This is a genomic window from Nocardia sp. NPDC003183 (assembly GCF_053590715.1).
Genome location: NZ_JBSFTG010000001.1, coordinates 1065433 through 1091348, shown reverse-complemented (window position 1 = coordinate 1091348; position 25916 = coordinate 1065433). Strand labels below are relative to the sequence as shown.

The following is a 25916-nucleotide window of genomic DNA, read 5'->3' as shown; positions in this document are numbered from 1 at the left end:
TGGTTCGGCAAGAGGTAGGATTCGGCGCATGCGTGCGGCAGGTCAGGCAACCAGGGAGCGAATACTCACCGCGGCGAAAGCGGAGTTCGCCGAATTCGGCATCGCCGGCGCTCGGATCAACCGCATCGCGGACGTCGCACACGCCAGCAAAGACCGGCTCTACGCCTACTTTCCCGGCAAAAACGAGCTCTACGCGGCCGTCACCGAACGCTGGACCACCGAAACCAGCAGCGAAGCGGCCATGTCCGCCGACGACCTACCCGCCTACGCCGGCCGACTGTTCGACCACTTCGTCGCCCACCCCGACAACGCCCGCCTACAAGCCTGGGCCGAACTCGAACCATCCGGCGACATGCCGCAAGCTCTGCGTCGCACCATCGACGCGAAGATCACCGAGCTCCGCCGCGGTCAGCACGAAGGCCTCGTCACCACCGATATCCCCGCCCCGATCATGCTTCGCATGCTCACCGATCTGACCCGCACCTCAGCCACCCATGCGAGAACGGGATCCACCGACGACGGTCGCCTGGCGGCGCAGCGCGCGGCGGTGGTGGCGGCCGTGGCGCGAATGGTCGCCCCGCCGTAGCAACCGGCACGCTCCCCCACTACGGCAGCCCCTGCCCCCTCCCCTCCTTGTGTTTTTGAAGGGTATTCAGGTGCATGGAGTCGACCATGATGGGTGACGAAATAACATGTTTAGATGCGCATATCGCAATATCGCGATTAATTATCTAGCCGGGAGACCCCTCGCAGAAGGTCGCCGGTAGCTCCACCTACGGCTGCCGTGATCGTCACCCGTTTCAAATACCCTCTGCCCCTTTGCTTGTGCGCTCCCCCGCTGCCGATCAGGCCATCCTCGAAGCCCACTCCCCCACCTCGTACAGTTGCCCGAATGAATGAGGATCTGCGCATCTGCTTCATCGGCGACTCCTTCGTCCAGGGAATCGGCGACCCGGAGTACCGCGGCTGGGTCGGCCGCGTACTCGCCGCGAGCGGGCCCGGTATCACCGCGTTCAACCTCGGCATCCGGCGCAATACCTCCGCTGATGTCCTGCGCCGCTGCTGGGGAGAGGTCGAGCCACGCGTCCTGCCCGGGGCCGACAATCGTCTGGTGATCTCGTTCGGCAGCAACGACGCGGTCATGGAGGACGGCAACGTCCGGGTGGGCAGAGCACAATGCCTCGACAACCTCGCGACCCTGCTGACCGAAAGCAGGGAGCGTGCGATCCATCCGCTGGTAATCGGCCCACCACCTGTCATCGACGGCGGCGCGGAGCACCTGCGGCGCACCGCAGAGCTCGCCGACGACATGGCGGAGCTGTGCGAATCACGCAAGGTGCCGTTCGTCGCCACCACACGGCACTTGGCCGACGACCCCGTCTGGACTCGCGAAGCCAGGGCGGGCGACGGTGCCCACCCCGGCAGCGGCGGCTACCAGCGCCTGGCCGAGCTCGTCCTCGACAGCCGCTGGCAGTCCTGGATCGCCCGGCCCACCCCGTACGGTCTACTCCAGCAGGCCGAGACCGGTCAGGTCGCGGACATATTTGGCGATGAGATCCGCCGGTAGGTGCGGAATGTCGTTGTCGGAACCGAGCTGCGCGGCGCGGACGGCGGCGCGGAATCCCTCGGCGGGAAGAGCCGAGCCGGGCAGTGGACGACCGGGCCTGCGATAGGCGTCGAGCAGCGGGAGCAGGGTGTGTTTGCGCTGAGGTTCAGGGAGGGCCCGCAAGGCTGTTTCGAAGCGGGCGAACCACTCGTCGTAGCTGTCGATGCGATCGATGTGGCAGTCCGCGTCGATCAGCCAGTCGACGAAGACGTCGAGGGAGATGCCGTCGTCGTGCGGGTTCAGGACGTCGTAGGTGCGGTAACCGCTCGTAGCGGCGGCGCCGAGTGCGGTGACGGCCGTGGCAACGAAGTCGGCTGGTAGTCCGTCGTAATGGGCGCGCTGTCGTTGCCCGGCAGAATCGGTGCGGTAGAACGACATCGGCGCGAGACCGGTCACGAGCACGCTCAGCAAGAGCCGGGTGAAGACGTCGGGCACATTGAGCTGGCCACGGAAGTGACTGTGCGCCAGGATCATGTCCGAGCGGAACACCGCGACGGCCAGCCCGAACCGCTCAGCCGCCTCCCGCAGCAGCACCTCACCCGCCCACTTGCTGTTGCCGTAGCCGTTGGCATAGGAATCGTCCAGCCGGCGGACCGGGCTCATGGTTCGCACGTCACCGTCTTCAGCGAAGGACTCCCCCTGCGCCGCGACAGCCACCGTCGACAGGTAGCTCACCGGCTTGCGCGTCGTTGTCAGCGCCAGCCGGATGATCTCGGCGGTGCCCACCACGTTCGGGCCGAACAGCTGCGCATACGGGAGCACATGGTTCACCAGTGCCGCGGAGTGCACGATCAGATCGACCTCGGCGGCCAACCGGTCCCATGTCGGCTGTGGCAGACCGAGATTCGGTTCGCCGATGTCGCCGGGCAACACTTCCAGCGTGTCCTTCGCGAGGAGCTGGAAATGAGTGTCGAGCTCGCTGTCACTGGTGAACGCCGCGTCGAGGCGCTCGCGAGCGGCGATCACATCGCCGCCGCGGACCACGCAGATCACCTTGCCGCCCCGAGGGGCGAGCCGTTCCAGCCAGGTCAGGAGGAGGAACCGGCCGAGATAGCCGTTGGCGCCGGTGATCAGCACCGTCCGCGCGGGTGCCGCGGCAGGCACCTGTACCGTCGCGGTGACATCCAAGAACTTCTCGAGTGTCAGATCCGCAGCGCGAATCTCGGCCGCATCGATACCGTGTACCGCATCGGAATCGGTTCTGTGCGTGCCTGGTTCGCGTTCACGGCGCACGTAGTCGGCGATGCGCGCCAGGTCGCTGTCCGGCCCGAGCAGCACATTCACCGGCACATCCACCGCTAGCAATTCCCGCAGCAGAGACGAATACGACAGTGCTGCCAGCGAATCGCCGCCGAGATCACCGAATCGCGCATCGGGTCGCAGATCTGCCGAATCGCCGCCGAGCACCGCGCCGGCGGCGCGAACGACGGTCTCGTACACCGGTAGGCCGGACGCATCGCGACGCAACCGCTGCAGTTCGTCTTCCTGACCCCGTGCCAGGTCCGCGTAGAGCTTCTCGAGACGCTCGCCGTACCGCTGTTTCAGCTTCGGGCGCAACAGTTTCCCGACTCCGGACAAGGTCCCGTCGGTGGTCGAAAACGGCTCGGTCTCGATGATGAAGTCGCGCGGAATCTCGTACGGCTCGAGCCCAGCCGACACGGCGGCGCGGTGCAGCGACGAACTCACCGCGGCGCGCAACCCGTCGGCAGGTCCCGCGAGCGCGGCGTCGGTGGGCACCACGACCGCCAGCAGATAGGACCGTTCGCTGCTGCCGTACACATAGATCTGGCGCACCAGATCGGCGCCCGCGAACACCGCTTCCAGCCGCGATACCGTCACGAACTCGCCCTGGGACAGCTTGAGGACATTGTTACGGCGGTCGACGTAGGCCAGCCGGTCCGGCGCCAGCTCCGCGACCACGTCGCCGGTGCGGCAGAAGCCGTCGGCGTCGAAGACCTCGGCGGTCACCTCCGGGCGGCGGTAGTACCCGGCGATCATCGTGGTGGTCTTGAGCAGCAATTCCCCACGCGGATACGGCTTGTCGGTAGCGAAATAGCCGAGTTCGGGCACGTCGACGAGTTTGTAGTCCAGCACCGGCGGGCGCATCACCTTCGTATCGAAGATCACCCCACCGCCGGTCTCGGTGGAGCCGTACCCGTCGTGCAGGCGCAATTGCAACACCGATTCGACGAAGGTACGCAGCTCGGGGGCGATCGGCGCGCTGCCGCACAGCGCCGACATCAACCTGCCACCCAGGAACTGTTCACGCAGTTCGGTTTTCACCGTCTCGGTCGCCGCCTCGCCGCGTTCGGCGACCTCATGACGGAAGCGCTGCATGATCATGTCGCACACCCGCGGCACCAGGAAGATCTCGGTAGGCCGCACGAGCGTGATGTCGGTGAACAACGTGGACAGGTCCGGCGCCGCCGCGAAGAACGCGGTGCCGCCACGGGCGAGCACGCTGTTGAGGGTGAGGCGGGCCGCGATATGGCTCATCGGCAGGAAGTTGACATTGATCGCGGCCAACGGCCGCGCGGGCTGCCAGCCGACCGCGACCAAGCGCTGGGTGTACATCGCGCCCTTGGGCGTACCGGTGCTGCCCGAGGTGTAGATCAGCAGGGCGAGGGGGTCTTCGCCGTCGGCGGGCACGCTCAGCGCAGCCGCATCGGCGAGCCGACCCTGTGCGACGATGTCGGCGAGCGTGCTCGGCACCAGGGCCGATCCCCCCGCACGCAGACGGGCACGGGCCGCGTCGAGCGCATCGCGGTGATCGTCGTCGTCGGCGTGATGGTCGAACACGATCAGTGAACGTGGTGTTGCGCCGGCGAGTATCGCGTCGACGGCGATGGCCAGGTGGGCGGTGTCGACCGCGAACACCGTCGGCTCGGTCTCGTCGAGGATCGAATACAACTGTTCGAGGCCCGCGCCCGCCTGCAACGGCACCGCGACCCCGCCGACATGGATCGTGGCCAGATCGAGCACGGTGTAGTCGGCGCTGGTGAACCCGAGCACCGCGATGAAATCCCCCGCGACGACGCCGTCACTGTGCCAGGCGGCGGCGAGCGCGCGGGTGCGCTCCCACACCTGCCCGTAGGTCAGTACATCGAACTCCGGCAACAGCTTTCGAGTCCGCCGTCCGCCCGACTCGACCAATGCGGTCCGGCGCGTGCCGAGCGCCGGGCGCTCGGCGTAGGCGGTCATGACGGTCTCGACGATGCGCGCCGTCGCGAGCCCGGGGGTCGTCACGATGGCGTGTACGTCCTCGGCGGGACGCGCCGCACGGATCTGCCCGTCTTCGGCGTAAAGCGCCTTGATGCGATCGGCCGGCTGCCCCGCGGCGAGCTCGACGGTCATGCTTCGCACTTCCGGATGCCTTGCCACGCTTCGCGTCGCGCGGACTCCGGGTCGACCAGCACGCGCGGTGGATGGTCGATGATGGAGGTCGTCCGGCGTTCGGCGGTGTAGGGGCTCCAGGGCGGCAGCGGCCGGCCGGTGCGGGCGAAGCTGAGCCAGTTGTCCTGGATATGGTCCTGGACCGCCAGGAACGCCCGCCTGCCGCCCGCCGCTGTCATCGCGCGGCCGACCGGTCCGTCGACCCAGCCGAAAACAGGGACGAGTTCGAGCGCGTGGGTGGCGCCGAAACCCGCCAGATGCAGTGCGCGCGGGGCGTAGTCGTACCGGTAGGCGTAGGTGGGGGCATAGCGGCTGTGGCCTTCGAGGACAGCCAGCGTCGGACGCAGGAACAGGTGGTCCCCGCCGACGCGCACCGCGGTCCGCGCGGCCGGGTAGCCGGGGTATCGGCTGGTCACCGCTTGTTCGGCGCCCGGTTCGTAGCGTCCGAAGATGGTCGTCAGCTGCTCGGGGGTGTGCGGCACCGCCTTGGCGAAGCGCTGGAACAGCGTCGCCTCGTCGCGGTTGGTGCCGATGATCAACGGCACCGGATGCGCCCGGCCCGCCGCGATCGCGTCCACGGGCATTTCCGGCAGGAAGTCGCCGTCCGCGACCGGGGCGTAGGGAAAGCTGCCCGGACTCTCGTGCAGCGCCCGGCCCAGCGCGCGGTCACCCGCCCGGCCCAGTTCCTTCGCTGACACGGTGCTCAGGACGGTCGCGGCGTCGGCGGGGGCGGCGCCGAGCCGGTCCAGGCAACGGCGGGCGAAGTGGCGCGCCTCGTCCGGAGTGGAGGTCCAGTCTGCCGGGGCGCTCTGCGCGATCGCCCGATGGAACAGGCCGCGGGCGGCGGGGGTCGCCAACAGGCTGACCACCGCGTGTGCACCCGCCGATTCACCGAAGATGGTGACGTTGTCCGGGTCACCGCCGAACGCGGCGATATTGCGGCGCACCCATTCGAGTGCCGCGACCTGATCGCGCAATCCGAGGTTCGACTCGAAAGGTCTCTCCGATGTGGAGAATTCGCTGAAATCGACATACCCGAGCGCACCGAGTCGGTAGTTCACCGACACCACGATCACGTCTCCCCGCGCGGCCAACCGTGCGCCGGAGTACATGCTCGACGTGCCGATCAGGTAGCCGCCACCGTGGAAGAACACCATGACCGGGCGCGGTGTCGACGAGGGCGTCACCGGAGCGGTCACATTGAGCGTCAGGCAATCCTCCCCGGTGGGTTGCCAGGTTCGCGGCCCCACGCGGGCACCGTTGGGGTTCTGCACCGCGGCGAAGCCGAACTCGGTCGCCGATCGCACCCCCGTCCACGGTCGAACGGGCTGGGGAGCACGCAACCGCAACGCTCCGATGGGTGGGGCCGCGTAGGGCAGGGCACGCCAGCGGGCGATTCGACGACCCGCACGACCGCGCACGACTCCGTCGGCGCTCACGATCTCGGTGGACAACATCCCCCGAATGTACCTGGTACCGACGGTACCGCGCATATGGTTCCGTCGGCGAACTGTCTCGAAACCGCATCGCGGCCGCCGACTAGACTGGGCCGATGACCGGCGTGGATCCGGAAGCAGCCCCGGCAGCGGCGGCCCACACCCCCGATATCGCCGCGCTCGACCGCCTGGTTTCCACCTGTCGCGCCTGTCCCAGGCTCGTCACCTGGCGCGAGGAGGTCGCCGTCGTCAAACGCGCGGCCTTCCGCCACGAACAGTATTGGGGTCGACCGGTACCGGGCTTCGGGCCCGCCGACGCGCGAATTCTCGTAGTCGGCCTCGCTCCCGCCGCCCACGGCGGCAATCGGACCGGGCGCATGTTCACCGGCGACCCCAGCGGCAACGTCCTGTTCGGCGCACTGCACGCGGTCGGTCTGGCCACCGGCGCGCACCCGGTCAGCCGCGACGACGGGATCGAACTGCTCGATACCCGGCTCACCGCACCGGTGCACTGCGCCCCGCCGGAGAACAAACCGACACCCGCAGAGCGGCAGCGCTGCGCGCCTTTCCTCAGCCGGGAACTGGAGCTGCTGCGCGCGACGCTGCGGGTGATCGTCGTTCTCGGCGCCTTCGGCTGGCAGGCCCTCTTTACCGTCCTGCTGGCAGGGGGCTGGAACGTGCCACGCCCACGTCCCCGTTTCACCCACGGCGCACAAGTCGTCATCACCCATCCCGACGGCCGATCGGTCACCGTGCTCGGCAGTTACCACGTGAGTCAGCGCAATACCGCTACCGGTCGGGTGACTCCCGCGATGATCGAGGACGTCCTGCTGCACGCGAAGACGATCGCCGAGTCCTGACCGGAATTCGCGACCCGGTCACCTAGGATCGAACAGTGCTGACTGTGTACACGATCGGCCATTCCACGCGGACCCGCGGACGAATTCATTGATATTCATCCATTTCCCCTCGACACCGTTCGGCACCAGTTCACTGCGATGGCAGGAGATCCGACGATGAGTTCGCTGGCAATGAGCACACTGGATGTCTCCAGATGGCAGTTCGGTATCACCACGGTCTACCATTTCATCTTCGTCCCGCTCACCATCGGACTGGCACCGCTCGTCGCGGGAATGCAGACGGCGTGGGTGATCACCGGAAAAGAACACTGGTACCGACTCACCAAGTTCTTCGGAAAACTGTTTCTGATCAACTTCGCCATCGGTGTCGCCACCGGCATCGTGCAGGAGTTCCAGTTCGGGATGAACTGGAGTGAGTACTCCCGGTTCGTCGGCGACGTCTTCGGAGCGCCACTGGCTTTCGAAGCGCTGGTCGCGTTCTTCCTGGAGTCGACATTCCTCGGATTGTGGATCTTCGGCTGGACTCGCCTGCCCAAACTCGTTCACCTCGCCACGATCTGGATCGTCGCGATCGGTGTCAACGCGTCGGCCTACTTCATCGTCGCCGCCAACTCGTTCATGCAGCACCCGGTCGGTGCGAAATACAATCCCGAGACCGGACGCGCCGAGCTGGACAGCATCTGGGCGCTGCTCACCAACAACACCACCCTCGCGGCGTTTCCCCATGTGGTCGCCGGCGCGTTCTTGACCGCGGCGACCTTCGTGGTCGGCATCGCGGGCTGGTTCATGGTGCGCAACGTACGCAGTGGTGATGCCACGAAACTCGACGAAGCCAAGACCATGTGGCGCCCGGCGGCGCGGGCGGGCATGTGGGTGATCGCCGCGTCGATCGTCGTGGTGGGTCTGACCGGCGATATCCAGGGCAAGATCATGTTCGAACAGCAGCCGATGAAGATGGCGTCGGCGGAATCGCTGTGCCACACCGAGACCGATCCGAAGTTCTCGATCCTCACCGTCGGCACGCACAACAACTGCGACAGCGTTACGCATCTGCTGGAGGTTCCCTATGTCCTGCCGTTCCTGGCCGAGGGCAAGTTCACCGGCGTCACGTTGCAGGGTGTGGAGGATCTGCAGAAGTCCTACGTCCAGGACTACGGACCCGGCAACTACCGGCCCAACCTCTTCGTCACCTACTGGGGCTTCCGCGGCATGATCGGTCTGCTGGCCGGACCGGCACTCTTGCTGCTGGCCGGACTCTGGATGACCCGCGGTGGCCGAGTTCCCGACACACGCTGGTTCTCCTGGCTGTGCCTGATCGCCATCCCGACCCCGTTCCTGGCCAACAGCGCGGGCTGGGTCTTCACCGAGATGGGACGTCAGCCGTGGGTGGTGGTGCCGAACCTGACCGGCGACAAGACCATTCGCATGACGGTGGCGCAAGGCGTCTCCGATCACGCACCGGCAACGGTCATCTTCTCCCTCGCTGTCTTCACGCTGCTCTACGGCGCGCTGGCGGTGGTCTGGTACTACCTGATGCATCGCTACACCGTGGTCGGGCCCGAACCAGGGCCGACGGCTTCCGATGACGAGTTCGGTCCCGATGACGACGGCGGTGGCGGCAGGCACCGCGCCGAACCCGTCGAGCCGCTGTCCTTCGCGTACTAGGAGACGACGATGAGTCTGCAGCAATTCTGGTTCGTGTTGGTCGCCGTGCTGTTCACCGGCTACTTCATCCTCGAGGGCTTCGACTTCGGCGTCGGCATGCTGATGCCGATCCTCGGTAAGGGTTCCGATGTGCGCAGGCGCGTCGTGCTCAACACCATCGGCCCGGTGTGGGACGGCAACGAAGTCTGGCTGATCACCGCGGGCGGTGCGATGTTCGCGGCGTTTCCCGAGTGGTACGCGAGCTTGTTCTCCGGGTTCTATCTGGCCCTGCTGTTGTTGCTGGTCGCGTTGATCCTGCGAATCTGCGCGATCGAGTGGCGATCGAAGATCAACTCGCCGAAGTGGCGGGCCTGGTGCGACATCGGCATCGGCATCGGCTCGTGGATTCCGGCACTGGCGTGGGGCTGGGTGTTCGCCAACCTCGTGCGCGGGGTACCGCTGAACGAGAAGCGACAGGTCGTCGGCTCGGTGTGGGATCTGCTCAGCCCCTACGCGCTGCTCGGCGCGGCGACCACGGCCATCCTGTTCGCCCTGCACGGCGCGATCTTCCTCGCGCTCAAAACCGGTGGTGAAGTCCGCGACGATGCCCGCGTATGCGTGCGGATCCTGTTCGTGCCCACGGTGGCGATCGTCGGCGGGTTCGGGCTGTGGACTCAGCTCGCCTACGGCTCCGGCTGGACCTGGGCCGCGCTCGGCGCGGCCGTGCTCGGCCTGGTCGTCGCCGGTGGGGCCACCGGCGCGGCCCGTGACGGCTGGGCGTTCATCGGCACCACCGTCACGATCGCCGCGGCCACCATCCTGCTGGTCGGCTCGCTCTACCCGAACGTGATGCCCTCGACGATCGACCCCGCGTTCGATTTGAACATCCACAACGCCTCCTCCAGCCACTACACCCTCCAGGTGATGAGCTGGGCAGCGGTCCTGTGCACCCCGGTGGTCCTGATCTACCAGGGCTGGACCTACTGGGTCTTCCGCAAACGACTCACCGTCGAACAGATTCCCGAACCGACCGGGCTGCCGCTCTCGAAATAGGCTTTCGGCAACTGCGCAGTGTGAGGGCCTGCCGAGTAGTCGGATCGCCGGCAGGACAGGCTACGCAAACGCGAAACCCTCGTGGCGCCTACGCGTATCAGCGCATCGGTGGCCGGCCGCGTTCAGCGTAGGGGTGCCGCGGACGAGTTCACGGAACGCCCGAGATCGTGAAGCCGGCCGGCAAGACGCGCTCTGACGTCCGGCCAGTCTTCCACCGTGATCGAGAACAGCACGGAGTCGCGAACGGTGCCGTCGGCGCGCCGGGAATAGCGGCGCAGTGTGCCTTCGTACCGGGCGCCGAGGCGCGCGATGGCCTGTTGCGAACGGTGATTGCGAACATCGGTTTTGAGCTCCACGCGACCGGCACCCAGCGTGTCGAACGCATAGCCCAGGAGCAGCCACTTGGCCTCCGGGTTCACCCCACTCGCCCACACGCCCGGGGCGAAGAGGGTGGCGCCGATCTCCAACCGGGCATCCCTCGCTCGGGTTTCGAGATAGGAGGTCATCCCGACGATCGCACCGACCGGGTGGCCGGCGATGGCCCGGCGCGTTCGGACAATCCACAGATGGTTCTCCGGCGTCGCGTGCCACGACCGCAGGAACACCTCGAGTTCCTGTCGATCGCGCGGACGAAACGGAATGTGGGCCCACACGACATCGTGCTCGAGCACCGCGAACAACTCGGCCGCGTCCGCTGCCGGATCGACCGGGCTCAACCGCACTGTCTCACCGACGAGTTCGGCATCCGGGGCAACCGGCCACGTCAGCTCCGGCCACACCTCATCCGTCGGCCGCGGGTCCGGCACCGGATCGAAACGCTGCACGTCGGCAAGACCATCCTGAGGCACAGCGCGATCATAGACCGGCGGCGATCACGTTCCCCGGCGCTGGATCGCCCGCGGCAGCGTGCCGCTGCGCTAGGCGATCAGTTTCGCGCTTTTCAGCCAGTCGTAGGCGACGTCGGCGGGGTCTTCTCCGTCGATGTCTACGCGGCCGTTGAGTTCTCGCATCAGGTCGTCGGTGAGCAGTTCGGAGATCGTGCCGAGGAGTTCGCGCAGTTCGGGGTGGGCGGCGAGGACGGGGCCCCGCACGACCGCGGTCCCGCTGTAGGGCAGGAAGAACTTCTTGTCGTCGTCCAGGACCACCAGGTTCAGGTTCTTGACGCGGCCGTCGGTGGTGTAGACCATGCCGAAGTGGCAGGGAGAGTCTTTGGCGGTCGCGGTGTAGACGACGCCGGCGTCCATGCGGGTGACGTTGCCCGCGGGCACACCGTTGGGATCGTTGTAGGGGATGCCGTATTTCTGCAGCATCGGAATGAAACCATCCGAGCGACTGAAGAATTCGTCGTCGACACAGAACGTTCGTTCGGCAACCGGCAGCGCGGCCACGTCCGAGAGTGACTTCACGCCGAGTCGCTGCGCGGTCGGTGTCGACGCACCGAACGCGTAGGTGTCGTTGAAGTTGGACGGGGGCAGCCATTCCAGGTCGTAGTCACGCTTTTCGACATCGTGGACGCGCTGCCACAGTTCCTGCGGGTCCACGATCGTCTCGGTCTCGTTGTGGTAGTTGACCCAGCCGGTGCCGGTGTACTCCCACAGCACGTCGGCGTCGCCGTTGAGCTGGGCCTGCCGTGACGAGGCCGATCCCGGCGCGCCGGTCAGATCGGTGACCGAGGCGCCCGCTGCGGCCAGGTAGGTCGCGGTGATCTTGCCGAGCAACACCCCCTCGGTGAAGCTCTTCGAGGTGACGACCAGTTTCGCGCCGTCGAGGGGACGTTCGCCGCCGGGCAGGCTCGCGTCGTGGAAGGTGCCCGACGAGCTCACCAGGCCACACCCGGCGAGCAACGACAGCGTCGCGACCAGCGCGGTAATCAACGGGACTCGCCTCATGAGACACCTCGTGGGGTCGCGGCCAGTTCGACGAGTCGGCCGAGCCAATCGATGATCAACGCCAGCAACCCGACGAGCACGGCGCCGGAGATGAGCAGCTTGGGCAGGAACAGGGTGACACCGGTCGTGATCAGCGTGCCCAGGCTGGTCGCGCCGATGAAGGTACTCAGCGTCGCGGTGCCGACCAAAATGACCAGCGCGGTGCGCACGCCGTTGAGGATCACCGGCACGGCCAGCGGCAGTTCGACCTGAACCAGCGTCCGCCCGGCCGAGAAGCCGATGCCGCGAGCGGCCTCGATGGTGCGGTGATCGACCTGCCGCAGCCCGACGATCGTGTTCTGCAGGATCGGCAGGATCGCGTAGACGACGAGACCGACGACCGCCGTGCGGAATCCGGTGCCGAGCCAGAAGGTGAACAGCACGAGCAGTCCGACGGCGGGCGCGGCCTGACCGATATTGGCGATGTTGACGGCGATCGGCTCGAACCGCTGCAACGCGGGCCTGGTCAAGGCGATACCGAGCGGAATCGCGACCACCACCACGATCAGCGTGGCGACCACCGTGAGCCGGATGTGCTCGAGGATCGTGGTCTGCAGATTGGCCCAGCCGAGCGAGGCCTGTTCGGTCGCGGTGAACGTCGACGACTGATACCAGAGCACGTATCCGATGCCGATCACGACGATGATGAGCGGTTCGAACCACACATCGATCGGAACCCGGCGCAGACGGTTCATGCCGGTCCGGCCGATCCGTGTTCGTCGTCGGCGGCGACGACCGGGGTGGGTGTGGGATCGGAACCGTCGACGTAGGTTTCGTAGGACAGGTCCTCGGCGGCGGCGTGCCCCTCGGCGAGCTTGGTCTGGATCACGTCGGTCACCGAGCCGATGTTCAGCGAGCCGACTACGGCGCCGCGACCGTCGGTGACCAGGGTCGCGCCCTGGCTGGCGGCGAGCATGGCGTCGAGCGCGTCGTTGAGGGTCGAGGACTGCGCGACGACGGGCAGCCGGCGATCGAGGTAGTCCGAAACCTCCGGCTTGCTCGCCACTTCCGGCAGCGAGGGCCACGACCGTGGCCGCCCCGCGTCGTCCACGACCACCACCCAGGTGTGTCCCGCGGCTTTCGCCCGCCCGATCACGACCTGCGAGGATTCGCCGATATTGGCGGTGGTCACCGGGTCGACCTCCACATCACGGACCCGAGACACCGTGAGATAGGCCAGTTTCGCGCCCGATCCGACGAACTCCTCGACGAACGGCGTCGCCGGGTCGGTGAGGATCTCCTCCGGTGTCGCGTACTGCTCGACGTGTCCGCCCTCGGACAGGATGAGCACCTTGTCACCGAGTTTGGTGGCTTCCTCGAAGTCGTGGGTGACGATCACGATGGTCTTGCCGAGTTCGTGCTGGATCGCGATCAGACTGTCCTGCAGGCGAACCCGGGTGATCGGGTCCACCGCGCCGAACGGTTCGTCCATCAGCAGCACCGGCGGGTCGGCCGCGAGCGCGCGGGCGACGCCGACACGCTGCTGCTGGCCGCCGGACATGTCCTTGGGCAGACGGTCGGCGAAGGTCGCGGGGTCGAGACCGACCAGATCCAGGAGATATTCGGTGCGTTCGGCGATTCGCTTCTTGTCCCAGCCGAGCACCCGCGGGATCGCGCCGATGTTCTTGGCGACCGACCAGTGCGGGAACAGCCCACCGGACTGGATGACATAGCCGATCGACTGCCGCAGCTTGTCGGGATCTTCGCGGGTCACGTCACGTCCGCCGATGAATATCCGGCCCTCGGTCGGCTCGATCAGCCGGTTGATCATCTTGAGCGTGGTCGTCTTACCGCAGCCCGAAGGTCCGACGAACGCGACGATATTGCCGGCCTCGATCTCGAGGTCCAGACGTTCGACGGCGGGGGTGTCCTGGCCCTTGTACCGCTTGACGACCCCGTCCAAGGTGATGGAATCGCCGGTCACGTTGCGCTGGGGCGCGGTCGGCGCGGGCTGGCTGGTCACATCGGTCATCACAGTCCCTTGGCAATCGTGAGGCGTCCGAGCAGGACGAGGAGCGCGTCGAAGACCAACGCGATGGCAACGATGAGAATGGTTCCGGTGAGCGCCATTTCGAGCGCGTTGGCCCCGCCGAGACGCGACAGGCCGTTGAAGATCAGCGAGCCGAGGCCGGGCCCCAGGACGTAGGCCACGATCGCGGCGACACCGACGATCATCTGGGTCGAGACCCTGATCCCGGTGAGGATCACCGGCCAGGCGATCGGCAGCTCGACGGTGAGCAGGATCCGCCACCGCGAAAGTCCGATGCCGCGCGCGGATTCGACGACCGTGGCAGGCACCGATCGCAGCCCGACGATCGCGTTACCGATCACCGGCAGGGCCGCGAAGAACGCCAGCATGATGAACGACGGCACCACACCGAGGCCGAACGGGACCAGCAGCAATGCCAGCAGTGCCAGCGAGGGGATCGTCAACGCGACCCGGCTCGAGGTGAGGGTCAACGCCGATGCCAGCGGCAACCGATACACCGCCACCGCGATGAGGATCGCGACGACGGTGCCGACCAGCACGGTCTGAAAGGCCAGCGACGCATGCTGATAGGTGAGGAAGGTCAACACCTCGCCTCGGTCCTGGACATAGCTCCACAAATTCACGGCATTCCCATCGTCGGACTGAGCCAGTGGGTACCTGTTCGCGCGTGATCAACGGTCGAATGTGCCGTCGAAGGATAGTCGATACCGGGTGTTGGCCCGGGGACGCGCGCGAGCTGGTGGCGGTCGATGATGGTTATGCCGCACGCTCGAGCGGTGCGGTGTACGGCTCGGCGTCGCCGGCGATCACCGTGCTCGCGGTGCCGTCGATCCCGACGGGGACCGGACCGCCCAGCGTGATGCGGGTGAGCCTGCGGTGCTCGCTGCCGTCGTAGTCGTCGATGGCGTAGTGCTGAGTGGCCCGGTTGTCCCAGATCGCGACGTCGCCCAGCGACCAGTTCCAGCGGGCGGTGTGCTCGAGGCGGGTGATCCGGTCCTGGAACAGCCGGAACAGTGCCCGCGACTCGTTGCTCGACAGCCCGACGATCTCCTTGACGAAGCAGCCGAGCAGCAGGGCGCGCTCACCGGTCTCGGGGTGCACCTCCACCACGGGGTGCTCGGTCTCGAAATAGGTGGACTCGAACTCGCGACGGTAGTCGCGGTCGGTATCGGCGGGTCGGTCCTGGATCTCGGCGGCGTAGTCATAGCGGTTCGAATGCCGCGCGCGCAGGCTCTCGGCGAGTCGCTGGAGTGGCTCCGGCAGCGAGTTGTAGGCGGCCACGGTCGAAGCCCAGGTGGTCGAACCGCCGTAGCTGGGCAGGGCGACCGCACGCAGGATGGAGGCCTGCGGGACACGATCGACGAAGGTGACATCGGTGTGCCAGACGTTGGACCGCGTCTGGCGCGAGTCGATGGCCAGGCTCTTCGCACCGGCGGAGGTGACCGTCGGGTGCGGGGTGGTCGGGTTGCCGAGCAACTGCGCGAACTCGTACTGCCCGTCCTCGGTCAGGTGGTGCTGGCCCCGGAAGAAGATCACCTTGTGCTCGCTGAGCGCGGCGCGGATGGTGGCCACCGTTCGCGCGTCCAGGTCACCACCGAGCCGAACCCCGTCGACCTGAGCGCCGATGTGGGCGCCGAGCTTGACCACCCGCACCGCGCTCCCGGGTACAGCTGCGTCGTGGACGGACATACGGAGGCCTCTCGCTCGAACCTGGACGATCTCGTCACACGAAACCAGCACGAACGCGCCACGACCATCATTGAATTCAGGCTGAGCGGAATGGCCGAATCGGCGGGGATTACGGTATGCGCAATTCCGCCGCGCTGTGCCCCTGGGATGTCCAAGTACTGAATCGCGATTCGGCCGCTTCCGCCGACGGCGCGCTGATCACCCGGGCGACCGCTTCCCACGACGCTCCCGACGCGCGCACGAAGCGGACGGCTTCGACGAGGCGCCGCTGTGCCGACGCCGTGTCCTCGAACGCCAGGCGCACCGGAATCAGCGCCTGCATCTCGAGCTGGTGATAGTCCCATTCGGCCAGGACCAGGCGGGCGAGGTCGGCGTCGAGCCGTCCGGTGGAGCAATGCAGCACCCGCGCGGAGGGGGCGTGGTCGGCGGACAGATCGGTGCGTAGCCAGGTTCGTCCGTGCCAGCCGTCGCAGGAGCACAGTGCGCGCCACCCGATCACCTCCTCCGGTCGGCGCGAGTGGCTGTCGGTGGGGGCCAGCGGCCGGGCATCGTTGGCGACCGTCGCGCGGGGGCTCGGGGCGTCACTGCGTCCGTACAACCCATCCGTGAAGATGTCGGCTACCCATCCGCGATGGTTTTCGAGCAAGCTGTTCATCCTGACTCCGATGTCGAATCCGAAAAGCTCGATCCCGAACCGGCCCGTCATGACGCGATCGCCGGAGGTTCGGTGTGTGGGACAACTACTCCCAGACACTTACGATCAACCTCAGCGACGCCGACGGCAATCACTTCGCCGCATTGTTGTTCCTAGTCACATAATGCCTGGTCGCGGTCTGTGCTCCGAGCGCGGTGGGACCTGGTCGCGAGGTAGATCGTCGCGCCGGATCGCCCGCGGGTCAGCGGGTTGTCGAACAGGATCGGCCGCGCCTCCACATCGACGAAGGCGGATTCCAGAATTTCGCGGAACTCGTCATCTGGTGCGTCGTCGGACCACATCGCAAAGGTGCCGCCGTCGACCAGGTGTCGCGCGACCGCGCGCAGGCCCTCGCGGGTGTAGAACTCGGCATTCGAACCGTGCAGGACATGGCGTGGTGAATGGTCGATGTCGAGCAGCAGCGCGTCGTACACGCGTCCCGGTTGTGCCGGATCGAATCCCACCGGCCCCGCCGCCGCGGCGAAGAAGTCCGCGCAGACGAGCTCGACCCGGGAGTCGGCAGCCAACCCGGCGGTGTCGGGCAGCAGCTCACGGCGATGCCACTCGATGACGGCGTCGGAGTACTCGATCACCGTGAGCGCGTGAATTCGTGGGTCCAGCAATGTTTCTCGCGCGGTGTATCCCAAGCCGAGCCCACCGACGAGCACATCCAGCCGGTCGCCGGGCGTGCGCCCCAATCCCAGCCGCGACAGCGCACGTTCGGCGACGGTGAACAAGCTCGACATCAGGTACTCGTCACCGAGCTTCACCTCGTAGACATCGGCCCGCACCGTCGGATCGAAGCGTCGACGCAGACTGATCTCGCCGATCGGGGTCTGCCGCCAGCCGAGTTCTTCGAAGCGTGCGCTCATCGCCGTCACGGTAGTCCCGTGGCGACCACAACCCGGCCGGACGACGCGCACAGCACGCCGCCAGATTTGTGCTGGGCGTGATCTTTACGCCATGTTTATGGGTCGACGAGCCGGGAAGTCTGGTCGGCAACCCTGCTCGTGCTCGGTCGGGCGGGTTACTATCGGCCAGGAGTACCGCATGACGCACGCAATCACCCACCTCAGCATGGGCCTGGGCTGGGACCCGGCCCACGCCAACGGAATGCATCCCCGCCGCAAGGACATCGATCTCAACGCGGCGGCGCTGTCGTTCGCCGGCGAGAGCTTCGTCGATGTCGCCTTCCACGAGCAGCTCACCTCGCGCGACGGCGCGCTGCGCCATCTCGGGGACAGCGTCACCGGCGACGGGGACGGCGACAACGAAGTGATCGTGGTCGACCTGGCCCTGCTCGATCCCGCCGTCACCACGATCGTGTTCCTGGTGACCTGCTACACCGGCCAGCGGTTCGATCAGATCGCCAACGGCTTCTGCCGCGTCGTCGACAATGTCACCGGTATCGAATTGATCCGCATCGATCTCGACAGCGTCGGCGCCCACACCGGCATCGTCGTCGGCAAACTGCACCGCCCCCACCAGGATTGGGCCTTCACCCTGATCGGCCAACCGATCATCGCCCAGCACGTGGTCAACGCCGTCCCTCAGCTCACCGCCTATCTTCACTGAGAGCGACGACCCATCCCGTCGTCACTCCGCTAGACGGTCGCGGGCTCGCAGGCGCGTCTCGAGTGCGTCGAGTACGTGTGTCACGTCCGCGTCGAACTCCTCGGCGAGCATTTCGAGTAGCGCCGCGCCGATCAGCAACAGCGTGGAGAAGACCACGGGGGCGATGGGTTCGGTCGCCTCGAGCAGGGGGCGGGTGCGGGGCGCACCGCCATGATGCCAGGACTCGAGCAGGGCCAGTGCGCCCTGGAGATAGATCGGTGGTTCCGGGCGGGCGCTCAGCGCGGGGATCGCCCGATCGGCCGCGCGGCGCAGGATATCGGAGATGGACTCGACGCCCGGGGCCATGGCCTCCATCGCGCAACAGGCCAAACGCAGGGCACCGTCCAGATGACGCGGACTGTAGCGGGCCGACTCCGGGATCTGGTCCCAGGGCAGGCGCAGGACGCGAAGCAGATCGGCGGTGATCGCGGTCGCCGCCGGCGCCTGCGCCGTCGCCGGGGCCGAACCGGACGTGTGATCGACGCCGAGCATGATCTCGAGCCCGATCGCCGATGCCATGAGATCGCCTCGGCTGCTGCGGGTTTCACGTCGATGGCGGCGGTCCTCGACCAGCAGCCAGCCGACCGTCTGCGCGTCGGCGGTCCGCAGCAGTTTCGCGTCGGCCTGCCAGCCGTTCGCGGTATCGCAGCGCGACAGCGCGCAGACCAGATCGGCCATGACGTGGTTGGCGGTGACCAGCGTCGGCTGATGCCGTGGACGGCGTGACACCACCGGAAGATCACCCAGCCTGGCCGAGGAGGACACGAACGACATCGCGGTGAGTGCCGCCGCGGCGGTACGCGCGGCGGCCACGGCGTCAGCGGCGTTCGTGCGCAGCAGCGCGCGATGGATCGAGTCCGCCAGCGGCGCGACGCCGAACTCCGCGTAGTGCAGCAACAACCAGGCCAGCGGCATGTCGCCGAGGACCGGCGCGAGCCGTTCGTTCAGCTCGTACAGCAACGCGGCCGACTGCTCCGGCTGACGAGATCGCGGCGCCTCCCCGGTGAGGTCACGCCATTCGAGCAGTGCCAGATAATTGGGTAGTAGCAAGCTATCGACCAGCTCACTCACCTGAGCGATGACGAATTCGAAATCCAGCTCCGTCATCGCCCCCGGCCCGACCGAATTCACCACCGGGTTGCCGTCGAACGGATCGAAACCCGATTCGTCCAGAGCTAGATCGAACAACAACTCCGCGTGCCCGAGCCTGCCGACGACTCTGCCGACAAAGGGCACCACCCCTCCGTCTTCCACCGCAGTTGCCGCACCGAGAAGGCAATTCACCATCGCGCCTTCGGCTTTCGCGTGCGCACAGAACCTGCGCAGCCGCTGGTGCACGATATCCTCGGTATCGAAACCCGTGCGCACGATCTCTTCCGCGATCGTCACGATTGCCGCGTCGACGACGTATTCTGGCCTGCCGCCTGCTTCATCCGATGCCGACGCGGGGCCCGCGAAATAGAGCCGGTCACTGAATGCGTCGCCCATTCGTCGCCTCACCACAACCTCCACTCGGATGCGCAGTATTCCGTGTACTCGACACCCTTCCAGCAAATTGTTCGCAAGTCGCGGCTCACACCTCACAAGGCGATAACGGCATGAACTCCGCGCGCATCGGCCGGACCGACTGCATGCATGACGCGTCCCATCGAGGCGCTGTCGCGACACAATCTGCCCGAATTCGGGCAGGGATGTTGGCGAACCCGGTCGGGGCAGGCATGATCGTGCGAGTGAATGACGGGGTACCCACCGAGTTGGTCCGCTATGTCGTGGCGTCCACCGGCCTACCCGAACGCGTGGCGGCCCGGGTCGTCGCCGACATCGTCGGCTACTTCGACGAGACGGCCGAGCAGTTCGTCCGGCGCAGGCATGCCGAGCTGCAAGCTCGGGAGATGCGCAATGCCGAGATCTGGCGACGCCTCGAGATCGAACTCGGCGAGCGCCCGGTCGCGGCACCGTCATTCACCGAACGGCAACTTCGTCGCATCGTCTACGGGTAAGGGGTTCATCACGCCATGTGTGGAATCGTCGGATACATCGGTCACCGGCAAGCTGTTCCCGTGCTGCTGGAGGGTCTGCATCGGCTCGAATATCGCGGCTACGATTCGGCCGGATTGGCACTGCCGCATCGCGGCAAGGCGCGCGTGTGCAAAACCCGGGGCAGGGTGCAGGACCTGCGCGACAAGGCCGACACCACCGCTCTGCGCGGCACCGTCGGCATCGCGCACACCCGCTGGGCCACCCACGGCGAGCCCAGTGACGCCAACGCCCACCCGCATACCGATGTCAGCGGCCGTATCGCCGTGGTGCACAACGGCATCGTCGAGAACGCCGAACAGCTGCGGGCCGAGCTGACCGCGCTCGGCATCGATCTCGTCTCCGACACCGACACCGAGGTGATCGCCCACCTGGTCGCGCGCGAGCTCGAGGAATCCGAATCTCTCGAAGACGCCGTTCGCGCCGCGCTGCACCGGGTTCGCGGCACCTACGGTCTGCTGGTCCTCGACGCGCGCCGCCCGGCCGAGCTGGTGGTCGCCCGCAACGGCAGCCCCATCGTGCTCGGCGTCGGCGACGGCGAGATGTTCGTGGCCTCCGATGTCGCCGCCCTCGTCCACCACACCCAGCGGGTGGTGTTCCTCGACGACGGCGAGCTCGCGACCATCCGCGACAGCGAATTCCGCACCAGCACACTGGGAGTCGAGTCCGAACAGACCGACAAGACCCCGACCACCATCGACATGGTGGCCGAGGACTACGCGCTCGGCGGATTCCCCGACTTCATGCGCAAGGAGATCGCCGAACAGAGCGAGGCGGTGCGCCGAGCGCTGCGTGGGCGCCTCGACGACCGCTTCGCCACCGCCCACCTCGGCGGGTTGAACATGGACGCCCGCGAACTGCGCAGTATCAGCAAGGTCGTCTTCCTCGGTTGCGGTTCGGCCTACTACGCGGGCCAGCTCGGTGCCCAGCTGATCGAGGAACTCGCCCGTATTCCGGCCACCGCGGAACCGGCCTCGGAGTTCCGCTACCGCAATCCGGTCGTCGATCCCGACGCGCTCTACGTCGCGATCAGTCAGTCCGGCGAAACCCTCGATACCCTCGCCGCGGTGCAGGAGCTACAGCGCAAGGGCGGCCGGGTCATCGGCGCCGTCAACGCGGTGGGCAGCGCGATCGCTCGCCAGTGCGGGGCAGGGGTGTTCCTGCACGCGGGCCCGGAGATCTCGGTTGCCTCGACCAAGGCATTGACCAATATGACCGTGTCGTTCACGATGCTGGCCCTGCTGCTGGGCCGGGTTCGCGACCTGTCGGCCGCCGACGGCCATCGCATCGTCGACGGCCTGCGCGCCCTGCCCGCCGCCATCGACCAGGTCCTCACCGACGAAGACGCGATCGCCGAGATCGCGCACCGCTACGCCAAGGCCCGCAGCATGTTCTTCATCGGCCGGGTACGGGCGTGGCCGGTCGCCCGCGAAGGCGCGCAGAAGCTCAAGGAGGTCTCCTACGTGCACGCCGAGGCCTACCAGGCCTCCGAGCTCAAACACGGCCCGCTCGCGCTGATCGACCAGGAGATGCCGAGCGTGGTGATCGTCCCCGACGACGAACTGCTGGCCAAGAACCTCAGCACCATCGAACAGATCAAGGCACGCGGCGGACCCGTGATCGCCGTCACGAACGCGGACCTTCCGCCGGACGCGGCCGACGAAGTGATCCGGGTCCCGCGCGTCGCACCGGAATTGGACCCGATGCTGCTCACGATTCCGCTGCAGCTGCTCGCCTATCACACGGCCATCGCGCTCGGGCGCGATGTCGACAAGCCGCGCAACCTCGCGAAAAGCGTCACCGTGGAGTAGCAGTCGCGTGGAGTGCGACGCACGGCGCCGGGGCGGCTGGCAGGATCGAGGCGTGAACACCGCGAACCTGAGCCGCTCCGAGACCGCCGCGCGATCGGCCGCGATCACCGTCCGCGCCTACCGCGTCGAACTCGATCTGTCCGCGGCCCCGGATCAGTCCCAGGATGGTTTCGCGACGACGACCACCGTCGAGTTCGGTGCCTCCGTCGAACAGACGTGGCTCGACTTCATCGGTCCGGCGGTGGAATCGGTGACCGTCAACGGCACGGATGTCGCCGTCGAGTACGACGGAGCCCGGCTCGCGCTCGTCGGCTTGTCGGAGACGAACGTCGTTGTCGTGCGGGGCACCGGTGCCTACAGCCGCTCCGGCGAGGGGCTGCATCGGTTCGTCGATCCGGTCGACAACCAGACCTACCTCTATACCCAGTACGAGCCGGCGGATGCGCGGCGGGTCTTCGCCTGCTTCGAACAGCCGGATATGAAGGCGCCGTTCACGTTCGCGGTGACCGCACCGGCCGGGTGGCAGGTGATCTCGAATCGGCCGTTCGCGGCAATCCAGGACAACGGCGTGCTCCAGAACGTCGAGTTCTCCCCCACCTTGCCGATCTCGACGTATATCACCGCGGTCGCGGCCGGCCCGTACCATCGCGTCGAATCGTCGTGGACGCGCGGGGAACTCACGATCCCGCTCGGGATCTATTGCCGCGCTTCGCTGGCCCGCTACCTGGACGCCGACACGATCTTCGAGGTGACGAAGCAGGGTCTGGACTTCTTCGCCGAGAACTTCGACTACCCGTACCCGTGGGGCAAGTACGACCAGGTGTTCGTCCCCGAATACAACCTGGGTGCGATGGAGAACCCCGGGCTGGTCACGTTCACCGAGGCCTACGTGTTCCGTGGCGCGGCCACCGCCGCCCAGTACGAGGGCAGGGCCAATACGATCCTGCACGAGATGGCCCACATGTGGTTCGGCGATCTGGTCACGATGGTGTGGTGGGACGACCTGTGGCTCAAGGAATCCTTCGCCGACTACATGGGCGCACTCGCGAGCTCGGAGGCCACCGAGTGGACCGACGCCTGGGTGGCGTTCGCGAACCGCCGCAAGGCCTGGGCCTATCTGCAGGATCAGCTGCCGACCACGCACCCGATCGTCGCCGATATCACCGACCTCGAGGCCGCCAAACTCAATTTCGACGGCATCACCTATGCCAAGGGCGCGAGCGTACTCAAACAGTTGGTCGCCTATGTCGGCCGGGAGGAGTTCTTCTCGGGTGTACGCCGGTATTTCCGCACGCACGCATTCGGCAACACTACTCTCGACGACCTGCTGGCCGAATTGTCGGCGGATTCCGGCCGCCATCTGGCGGGCTGGGCGCGGGCCTGGTTGCAAACGACCGGGGTGTCCACGCTGACCCTCGACAGCGGTGCGATCGTGCAAACCGATCCGCGTCCGCACCGGCTCGCTGTCGGGCTCTACGACTTCGATGCTGAGGGTGACTTGGTGATTCGCGAGCGCGTGGAACTCGACATCGTCGACGCTCACACACCGGTGACTCTCGCACCCGCTGCGCTGCGGCTGCTCAACGACGGTGATCTCACCTACGCGAAGGTCCGTCTCGACGTGGATTCGCTCGCCACCGTGGAGAGTTCACTGAATCGGGTCACCGACCCCCTGGCGCGCGGACTGATCTGGTCGGCGCTGTGGAACGCCACCCGCGACGGCGAACTCCACGCCGAACGCTACCTGTCGATGGCTCGTGATTTCGCGCCCGTCGAAACGAACATGGCGCTGCTCACCGCGGTCCTGGCGAACGCGTCTTTCACCATCGGGCACTATCTGCCCGATCCGGCGCGGGATCGGTGGCGCGGTGAATGGCTCGAATCCTGCTGGGCCACACTCCATTCGTCGGCACCGGGTTCCGGCGCGCAGCTGGCGTGGGCGCGGGCGGTGGCGGCCGCCGCCACCGTCGACGGCCACCGTGCCACCGACATCCGGGCGATCCTGCTCGACCGGGCACCGGAGGGCCTGGCCCTGGATCCCGATCTGCGCTGGGCGCTGTGGACGGCGCTGGCCGCCACCGGTGAGGCCAAGCTCGCCGACCTGGACGCCGAGGGGGAACGAGACGGCACCGCATCGGGGCGAACCGCTCACCTGCGCGCACTCGCGGCCCGCCCACGAGCAGATGTCAAAGCCGCGGCATGGGATTCAGCGCTGGGCGACCCCACCCTGACCAACGACCACCTCGACGCCACCATCGACGGGTTCCGCGCCGGCCGCCACCGCGACCTGATCGCACGCTACGACGACGACTATTTCGCGGCACTGCGCACGGTATGGGATCAGCGGAGCATCGAGATCGCTCGACGCATCGTGGTCGGGCTCTTTCCCGCCGCCGATTCGCTCGACGGGGTCGACCGATGGCTCGCCGCGAATGCCGACGCACCGAGTTCGTTGCGTCGCTTGGTCGTCGAACAGCGTGACCACCTCGCCCGCGATCTGCGCGTGCGCGATGCAAACTGATCTTTCCCATTGCACGTCGGGTCAAACATCTAAATCCGAAAAGGCACCTCTGTCAACCCCAGTCGACCAATAACGGTTTAATAACCGACGCGTTGGTGAACCCTTGATCTATGACCAACTCACGTAATCGGACAACGAGTACGCCGAGCATGGATCTGACCAGCACCACCATCATGTTGGCCACCTGCGTGTTCTTCCTCTTCGGCCTGGCTGCGCTCACCGGATCGCTGCCCGCCGCGATCTTCGGCGCCGTCGGCCTCGGCGCGGGAATGATGATGACGTTCAGAATGCTGGACCTGCACGCACTGTAGGTTCGCCTCCGCAGATCCGGAGAGCATTCGAAGGCCAGGAGCTGATCCGCATGTCCGAGACCACCGACCGCACCTACGAAAACGCCGAACCCCTGTTCGCACACTGGGCGCTGATCGATCCCCGCAGCCCCGAACACGACGCTCTGCGGGACCGGATCATCGAGGTCTGTCTACCGCTCGCCGAGCACATCGCTCGCAAGTACGCAGGCCGTGGCGAGATCTTCGACGACCTGCTCCAGACCGCGCGGCTCGGCATGGTCATGGCGGTCGACCGCTACGACGTGACCACCGGTTCACCGTTCCTCGGCTTCGCGGTGCCGACCATCATGGGTGAGGTGCGCAGGCATTTCCGCGATCACATCTGGCCTCTGCACGTTCCCCGTCGCGAGAAAGAACTCCAGGGCAAGGTCAGGGAAGCGACCGAAGAGATGAGCCGTCGGCTCCAGCGCTCCCCCACCGCCCACGAACTCGCCGCCGAGCTCGACGTGCCGGTCACCGACATCGCCCGAACCCTCGTGGCGGCCAATGCTTTCCAGACCCGCAGCCTCGACACTCCCGCCCGCGACAACGACGGCGATCCCGGCATGACCGTCGCCGAGACGTTCGGCGACCTGGATCCGAGCTACCGTCTCACCGAAGACACGATCACCGTCGCGCCGCTGCTGGCGCAGCTGTCGCCACAGGACCGGCAATTGCTGATCTGGCGGTTCTACGACACGCTCTCCCAAGGCGAAATCGCCGAACGCCTCGGCGTGTCCCAGATGAGTGTCTCCCGCAAGCTCACCAGGCTGCTGGGTGATCTGCGTGCCAAGGCCGCCGACGACCAGACGGTACCCGTGGCCTGATCTTCGGCCCGCCCGCACCGTGTCGAGACGATGCGGTGCGGGCTTCGACCGATACCGTCCATTGACTCTGCGGCTACCGGGCTGCACAGTTGATAAAGCAGAATCTCGCGCGTGTCGTGGCGGCGTCCACCGGGTCGGCGCTGTTCACATGGTGTGTCAGTGTGGTGCTCGCCGGCGGGAAGGGTGCGATGACGATGCGCGGTCGACGGAATCGACGGGACCGAGAGATTCGCGAAGTGCGGGAAATCCGGGCCAGTCCGGCCCACCAAACCGCGAAATTCTTACTGTCGGTGCTGATGCTGGTCTGGTTCGGGGCCGGGCTGGCAGCGGCGATGCAGCGGGACTACTTCACCAATACCCCGGCCAATTGCGGCGATCTGGGCACGATCGGACTCACGGTGCTCGCGGGCCCGCTCAACTACCTCGGCATGAACCCGAAGGTCTCCGAATGCCAGTTGCCGGAGCCGAGCCGATGAGCGCACGC

Annotated in this window: 23 protein-coding genes; 12 read left to right on the top strand and 11 right to left on the bottom strand. The window is 66.8% G+C overall.

Going from position 1 to position 25916, the window contains the following annotated elements; genetic code table 11:
• The first annotated feature begins 28 nt into the window (after positions 1-28).
• Positions 29-586 carry a TetR family transcriptional regulator gene (locus ACWDXS_RS04965; protein ID WP_378990043.1) on the top strand — a complete coding sequence of 186 codons (558 nt, stop codon included), beginning with the start codon at positions 29-31 and terminating at the stop codon, positions 584-586.
• A 306-nt stretch (positions 587-892) separates the two neighbouring features.
• Positions 893-1567: a GDSL-type esterase/lipase family protein gene (locus ACWDXS_RS04960; RefSeq protein ID WP_449962158.1), complete on the top strand. Its 675-nt coding sequence runs from the start codon at positions 893-895 to the stop codon at positions 1565-1567.
• Here the strand turns inward: ACWDXS_RS04960 and car are convergent.
• Both car and ACWDXS_RS04950 read right to left on the bottom strand, forming a co-directional pair.
• Entirely contained in the window at positions 1505-4960 is a 3456-nt protein-coding gene (gene car, locus ACWDXS_RS04955; RefSeq protein WP_449962155.1) for a carboxylic acid reductase, read from the bottom strand. The genes ACWDXS_RS04960 and car overlap by 63 nt on opposite strands.
• Positions 4957-6456, bottom strand: a complete 1500-nt coding sequence (locus tag ACWDXS_RS04950; RefSeq protein WP_449962152.1) for a carboxylesterase/lipase family protein — start codon at positions 6454-6456, stop codon at positions 4957-4959. Before ACWDXS_RS04950 ends, car begins: the two co-directional genes overlap by 4 nt.
• 95 nt (positions 6457-6551) lie before the next feature.
• Here ACWDXS_RS04950 and ACWDXS_RS04945 point away from each other — a divergent pair, with 95 nt between their 5' ends.
• From ACWDXS_RS04945 to cydB, 3 genes are all read left to right on the top strand, one after another.
• Positions 6552-7295: a uracil-DNA glycosylase gene (locus ACWDXS_RS04945; RefSeq protein WP_449962149.1), complete on the top strand. Its 744-nt coding sequence runs from the start codon at positions 6552-6554 to the stop codon at positions 7293-7295.
• Positions 7296-7466: 171 nt separating this feature from the next.
• Entirely contained in the window at positions 7467-8960 is a 1494-nt protein-coding gene (locus ACWDXS_RS04940) for a cytochrome ubiquinol oxidase subunit I (protein ID WP_449963417.1), read from the top strand.
• 9 nt (positions 8961-8969) lie between these two features.
• Positions 8970-9992, top strand: coding sequence for a cytochrome d ubiquinol oxidase subunit II (gene cydB / locus ACWDXS_RS04935; RefSeq protein WP_378990048.1), 1023 nt, complete (start codon positions 8970-8972; stop codon positions 9990-9992).
• A 122-nt stretch (positions 9993-10114) separates the two neighbouring features.
• Here cydB and ACWDXS_RS04930 read toward each other — a convergent pair whose 3' ends face one another.
• From ACWDXS_RS04930 to ACWDXS_RS04895, 8 genes are all read right to left on the bottom strand, one after another.
• On the bottom strand, positions 10115-10840 hold the full coding sequence (locus ACWDXS_RS04930) for a GNAT family N-acetyltransferase (RefSeq protein WP_449962145.1): 726 nt from the start codon (positions 10838-10840) through the stop codon (positions 10115-10117).
• A 69-nt stretch (positions 10841-10909) separates the two neighbouring features.
• Complete coding sequence (locus tag ACWDXS_RS04925) at positions 10910-11881, bottom strand: glycine betaine ABC transporter substrate-binding protein (RefSeq protein ID WP_449962142.1); 972 nt, start codon at positions 11879-11881, stop codon at positions 10910-10912.
• Positions 11878-12615: an ABC transporter permease gene (locus ACWDXS_RS04920; protein WP_378990051.1), complete on the bottom strand. Its 738-nt coding sequence runs from the start codon at positions 12613-12615 to the stop codon at positions 11878-11880. The genes ACWDXS_RS04925 and ACWDXS_RS04920 overlap by 4 nt, the downstream gene beginning before the upstream one ends.
• On the bottom strand, positions 12612-13892 hold the full coding sequence (locus ACWDXS_RS04915; protein ID WP_449962139.1) for an ATP-binding cassette domain-containing protein: 1281 nt from the start codon (positions 13890-13892) through the stop codon (positions 12612-12614). The genes ACWDXS_RS04920 and ACWDXS_RS04915 overlap by 4 nt, the downstream gene beginning before the upstream one ends.
• Positions 13892-14533 (bottom strand): ABC transporter permease, encoded by a 642-nt coding sequence (locus tag ACWDXS_RS04910; RefSeq protein ID WP_378628901.1) that lies wholly within the window; start codon positions 14531-14533, stop codon positions 13892-13894. Before ACWDXS_RS04910 ends, ACWDXS_RS04915 begins: the two co-directional genes overlap by 1 nt.
• A gap of 133 nt (positions 14534-14666) precedes the next feature.
• Positions 14667-15599 carry a TauD/TfdA dioxygenase family protein gene (locus ACWDXS_RS04905; RefSeq protein ID WP_449962136.1) on the bottom strand — a complete coding sequence of 311 codons (933 nt, stop codon included), beginning with the start codon at positions 15597-15599 and terminating at the stop codon, positions 14667-14669.
• 109 nt (positions 15600-15708) lie between these two features.
• On the bottom strand, positions 15709-16254 hold the full coding sequence (locus ACWDXS_RS04900; protein ID WP_449962134.1) for a hypothetical protein: 546 nt from the start codon (positions 16252-16254) through the stop codon (positions 15709-15711).
• Between the two features lie 152 nt (positions 16255-16406).
• Positions 16407-17165, bottom strand: a complete 759-nt coding sequence (locus tag ACWDXS_RS04895; protein WP_449962131.1) for a spermidine synthase — start codon at positions 17163-17165, stop codon at positions 16407-16409.
• A gap of 91 nt (positions 17166-17256) precedes the next feature.
• Between ACWDXS_RS04895 and ACWDXS_RS04890 the strand changes: the two genes are divergently transcribed.
• Positions 17257-17868: a TerD family protein gene (locus ACWDXS_RS04890; RefSeq protein WP_449962129.1), complete on the top strand. Its 612-nt coding sequence runs from the start codon at positions 17257-17259 to the stop codon at positions 17866-17868.
• Between the two features lie 21 nt (positions 17869-17889).
• On the opposite strand, the gene ACWDXS_RS04885 is transcribed toward ACWDXS_RS04890, so the two are convergent.
• On the bottom strand, positions 17890-19395 hold the full coding sequence (locus ACWDXS_RS04885) for a hypothetical protein (RefSeq protein WP_449962127.1): 1506 nt from the start codon (positions 19393-19395) through the stop codon (positions 17890-17892).
• 242 nt (positions 19396-19637) lie between these two features.
• On the opposite strand from ACWDXS_RS04885, the gene ACWDXS_RS04880 reads away from it, so the two are divergent.
• The 6 genes from ACWDXS_RS04880 to ACWDXS_RS04855 all read left to right on the top strand — a co-directional run bounded on the left by ACWDXS_RS04880 (position 19638) and on the right by ACWDXS_RS04855 (position 25908).
• A complete protein-coding gene (locus tag ACWDXS_RS04880) occupies positions 19638-19907 on the top strand; it encodes a hypothetical protein (protein ID WP_378990060.1) in 270 nt (89 codons plus the stop codon).
• A 15-nt stretch (positions 19908-19922) separates the two neighbouring features.
• A complete protein-coding gene (glmS, locus tag ACWDXS_RS04875; protein ID WP_387444894.1) occupies positions 19923-21755 on the top strand; it encodes a glutamine--fructose-6-phosphate transaminase (isomerizing) in 1833 nt (610 codons plus the stop codon).
• Positions 21756-21807: 52 nt separating this feature from the next.
• On the top strand, positions 21808-24276 hold the full coding sequence (gene pepN / locus ACWDXS_RS04870) for an aminopeptidase N (protein WP_449962125.1): 2469 nt from the start codon (positions 21808-21810) through the stop codon (positions 24274-24276).
• A 110-nt stretch (positions 24277-24386) separates the two neighbouring features.
• Positions 24387-24587 carry a hypothetical protein gene (locus ACWDXS_RS04865; protein ID WP_378628880.1) on the top strand — a complete coding sequence of 67 codons (201 nt, stop codon included), beginning with the start codon at positions 24387-24389 and terminating at the stop codon, positions 24585-24587.
• A 50-nt stretch (positions 24588-24637) separates the two neighbouring features.
• The gene (locus ACWDXS_RS04860; RefSeq protein WP_449962122.1) at positions 24638-25432 is read left to right on the top strand and encodes a SigB/SigF/SigG family RNA polymerase sigma factor; all 795 of its coding nucleotides are present in this window, start codon (positions 24638-24640) and stop codon (positions 25430-25432) included.
• 296 nt (positions 25433-25728) lie between these two features.
• On the top strand, positions 25729-25908 hold the full coding sequence (locus tag ACWDXS_RS04855; protein ID WP_449962120.1) for a hypothetical protein: 180 nt from the start codon (positions 25729-25731) through the stop codon (positions 25906-25908).
• The last annotated feature ends 8 nt before the right edge of the window (positions 25909-25916 follow it).

What these genes read in the sequence shown, in the direction of transcription:
- ACWDXS_RS04890 (WP_449962129.1), top strand. Translation starts at nt 17,257, where the DNA reads ATGTTTATGGGTCGACGAGCCGGGAAGTCTGGTCGGCAACCCTGCTCG.
- ACWDXS_RS04885 (WP_449962127.1), bottom strand. Translation starts at nt 19,395, where the DNA reads ATGGGCGACGCATTCAGTGACCGGCTCTATTTCGCGGGCCCCGCGTCG.
- ACWDXS_RS04965 (WP_378990043.1), top strand. Translation starts at nt 29, where the DNA reads ATGCGTGCGGCAGGTCAGGCAACCAGGGAGCGAATACTCACCGCGGCG.
- ACWDXS_RS04915 (WP_449962139.1), bottom strand. Translation starts at nt 13,892, where the DNA reads ATGACCGATGTGACCAGCCAGCCCGCGCCGACCGCGCCCCAGCGCAAC.
- ACWDXS_RS04940 (WP_449963417.1), top strand. Translation starts at nt 7,467, where the DNA reads ATGAGCACACTGGATGTCTCCAGATGGCAGTTCGGTATCACCACGGTC.
- ACWDXS_RS04950 (WP_449962152.1), bottom strand. Translation starts at nt 6,456, where the DNA reads ATGTTGTCCACCGAGATCGTGAGCGCCGACGGAGTCGTGCGCGGTCGT.
- ACWDXS_RS04860 (WP_449962122.1), top strand. Translation starts at nt 24,638, where the DNA reads ATGTCCGAGACCACCGACCGCACCTACGAAAACGCCGAACCCCTGTTC.
- ACWDXS_RS04855 (WP_449962120.1), top strand. Translation starts at nt 25,729, where the DNA reads ATGCTGGTCTGGTTCGGGGCCGGGCTGGCAGCGGCGATGCAGCGGGAC.
- car (WP_449962155.1), bottom strand. Translation starts at nt 4,960, where the DNA reads ATGACCGTCGAGCTCGCCGCGGGGCAGCCGGCCGATCGCATCAAGGCG.
- ACWDXS_RS04895 (WP_449962131.1), bottom strand. Translation starts at nt 17,165, where the DNA reads ATGAGCGCACGCTTCGAAGAACTCGGCTGGCGGCAGACCCCGATCGGC.
- glmS (WP_387444894.1), top strand. Translation starts at nt 19,923, where the DNA reads ATGTGTGGAATCGTCGGATACATCGGTCACCGGCAAGCTGTTCCCGTG.
- ACWDXS_RS04905 (WP_449962136.1), bottom strand. Translation starts at nt 15,599, where the DNA reads ATGTCCGTCCACGACGCAGCTGTACCCGGGAGCGCGGTGCGGGTGGTC.
- ACWDXS_RS04920 (WP_378990051.1), bottom strand. Translation starts at nt 12,615, where the DNA reads ATGAACCGTCTGCGCCGGGTTCCGATCGATGTGTGGTTCGAACCGCTC.
- ACWDXS_RS04865 (WP_378628880.1), top strand. Translation starts at nt 24,387, where the DNA reads ATGACCAACTCACGTAATCGGACAACGAGTACGCCGAGCATGGATCTG.
- ACWDXS_RS04925 (WP_449962142.1), bottom strand. Translation starts at nt 11,881, where the DNA reads ATGAGGCGAGTCCCGTTGATTACCGCGCTGGTCGCGACGCTGTCGTTG.
- ACWDXS_RS04900 (WP_449962134.1), bottom strand. Translation starts at nt 16,254, where the DNA reads ATGAACAGCTTGCTCGAAAACCATCGCGGATGGGTAGCCGACATCTTC.
- ACWDXS_RS04945 (WP_449962149.1), top strand. Translation starts at nt 6,552, where the DNA reads ATGACCGGCGTGGATCCGGAAGCAGCCCCGGCAGCGGCGGCCCACACC.
- cydB (WP_378990048.1), top strand. Translation starts at nt 8,970, where the DNA reads ATGAGTCTGCAGCAATTCTGGTTCGTGTTGGTCGCCGTGCTGTTCACC.
- ACWDXS_RS04960 (WP_449962158.1), top strand. Translation starts at nt 893, where the DNA reads ATGAATGAGGATCTGCGCATCTGCTTCATCGGCGACTCCTTCGTCCAG.